General features: G+C 63.5%; 2 protein-coding genes. One reads left to right on the top strand and one right to left on the bottom strand.

Going from position 1 to position 2,510, the window contains the following annotated elements; all coding sequences use genetic code 11:
* Window positions 1-255: 255 nt before the first annotated feature.
* Complete coding sequence (locus Q8N40_RS20895) at window positions 256-1,962, top strand: IlvD/Edd family dehydratase (protein WP_305713145.1); 1,707 nt, start codon at window positions 256-258, stop codon at window positions 1,960-1,962.
* 9 nt (window positions 1,963-1,971) lie between these two features.
* On the opposite strand, the gene Q8N40_RS20890 is transcribed toward Q8N40_RS20895, so the two are convergent.
* A partial coding sequence (locus tag Q8N40_RS20890; RefSeq protein ID WP_305713144.1) for a histidine phosphatase family protein occupies window positions 1,972-2,510 on the bottom strand: 539 nt, incomplete at its 5' end.

Raw genomic sequence — 2,510 nt, 5'->3', positions numbered from 1 at the left:
TGATGTCCTCCTCCAGCCGGCGGATCACGTCGGCCTGTTCTTCCTCGCGCGAGAGCGGGGACGTTTCCGGTGACGCTACCTGTGTGCTCATGGGCGCTCACTTGGGATCATGGCCGAAGTCAGCACAGCACCGCAATCATTGTCAATAATGATGGTTTCGGCCTGTCGTTTCTGGGGATCTGCTCGTCTTGATTATCAAAGATTGACAATAATTCTGCGGACTTCATAAGTGAGGAAACGAAAGGAATTAACACGATGGCCGACGGGCTACGCAAGGGTTTGACCAGTTACGGCGATGCCGGCTTTTCGCTGTTCCTGCGCAAGGCCTTCATCAAGGCGATGGGCTATTCCGACGATGCGCTGAACCGTCCGATTGTCGGTATCACCAATACCCACAGCGACTACAATCCCTGTCACGGCAACGTCCCTCAGATCATCGAGGCGGTGAAGCGCGGCGTGATGCTGGCGGGCGCGATGCCGATGGTGTTTCCGACCATCTCGATCGCCGAGAGTTTCGCGCATCCGACCTCGATGTATCTGCGCAATTTGATGGCGATGGACACCGAGGAGATGATCCGCGCCCAGCCGATGGATTCCGTCGTCGTGATCGGCGGCTGCGACAAGACCTTGCCGGCGCAGATCATGGCCGCGCTCAGCGCCGATCTGCCCACCGTCGTCATTCCGGTGGGACCGATGGTGGTCGGGCATCACAAGGGCGAGGTGCTGGGCGCCTGCACCGATTGCCGGCGGCTGTGGGGAAAATACCGCGCCGGCGAAATCGACGACATCGAGATCGAGGCGGTCAACGGCCGGCTCGCGCCGTCTGTCGGCACCTGCATGGTGATGGGCACCGCCTCGACCATGGCCTGCATCACCGAAACCCTGGGCCTGTCGCTGCCGATGAGCGCGACGATTCCGGCACCGCATGCCGAGCGCTTCCGTTCCGCCGAGGCCAGCGGCAAGGTCGCCGCCGAGATGGCGAAGGCCAAGGGGCCGAAGCCCAGCGAGTTCCTGACCAAGGCCTCGTTCCGCAACGCGCAGGTCGTGCTGCAGGCGATCGGCGGATCGACCAACGGGCTCATCCATCTCACCGCGATCGCCAACCGCACCGAGCATCGCATCGATCTCGAAGGCTTTGACGAACTCGGCCGCGAGGTGCCTGTCCTGATCGACCTGAAACCGTCGGGCGATCATTACATGGAGCATTTTCATCATGCCGGCGGCCTGCCGAAACTGATGGCGCAGCTCGGCGACCTGATCGACCTCGATGCCAAAACCATCACCGGTGCGACCTTGCGCGACGTCGTCGCCGCCGCCGAGGACGTACCGGGACAGGATGTGATCCGTGCGCGAAACAGTCCGATCAAGCGAGAGGGCGCGATGGCGGTGCTGCACGGCAATCTCGCGCCGCGCGGCGCCGTCATCAAACATTCGGCGGCCAGTCCAAAACTGCTGCAGCATACCGGCCGCGCCGTAGTGTTCGAATCCGTCGAAGACATGACGCTGCGGGTCGACGATCCCGATCTCGACGTCAACGCCGACGACGTGCTGGTGTTGCGCAATGCCGGCCCCAAAGGCGCGCCCGGCATGCCGGAAGCGGGCTATCTGCCGATCCCGAAGAAGCTCGCGCGCGGCGGCGTCAAGGACATGGTGCGGATTTCCGACGCGCGGATGAGCGGCACCGCGTTCGGCACCATCGTGCTGCACATCACGCCGGAATCCGCTGTCGGCGGCCCGCTGGCGCTGGTGCGGAACGGCGACATGATCCGGCTCGACGTCGCCAAACGCAGCATCGATCTGCTGGTCGATGCCGCCGAGCTTGCCAAGCGGCAGGCCGCGCTGACGCCCGCAACGACGCCGGACTGGGCCAGGCGCGGCTACGCGCACCTGTTCAACGAGACCATCCTGCAAGCCGACGAAGGCTGCGATTTCGATTTCATGCGCGGCCAAGGGAAGGGCTAGGCGGAGTCATTATAGTTCCTCGAGCGTCCACGCCTCGCCCGCCCGCGCGAACCTGAACGGCGTGCCGTGACGGTTGTTGAACCATCTCTTGCACAATGCTTCCGACATCGACTGCATGACCGCGTCATGGCAGACGAACAGCATGGTGGCCTGCGGATGGCGGTCGAGCCATTGGTCGACACAACTCAGAGAACGGCTGGAGACGGACGGCCACGGCTCGCCGTCATCGGGAAGGATGGTGGCGAGCGCTTCCACCGCGGTGATGCCGTGTTCGTCCATCACCTCGGATATCGGGCGTCCTTCGAAGCTGCCGAAATCGCATTCGATCAGACCGGCGTCGACCGCGACCGATTTTCCTGACGCCGTGGCGATGATTTCGGCGGTCTTCACCGCACGGATCAGCGGGCTGCTGACCACGTAGTCCAACCTGATATCGCGGAGCCGGCGGGCGGTCGCCTGCGCCTGCGCGATACCCTCGTCATTCAAGGGAATATCGGTCAGGCCCTGAAACCGGCCCTGCCGGTTCCAGTCGGTGATGCCGTGGCGGA

The organism is Bradyrhizobium sp. (genome assembly GCF_030693485.1).
Taxonomy (GTDB): Bacteria; Pseudomonadota; Alphaproteobacteria; order Rhizobiales; family Xanthobacteraceae; genus Bradyrhizobium.
This window is presented reverse-complemented; position numbering and strand designations above follow the sequence as displayed.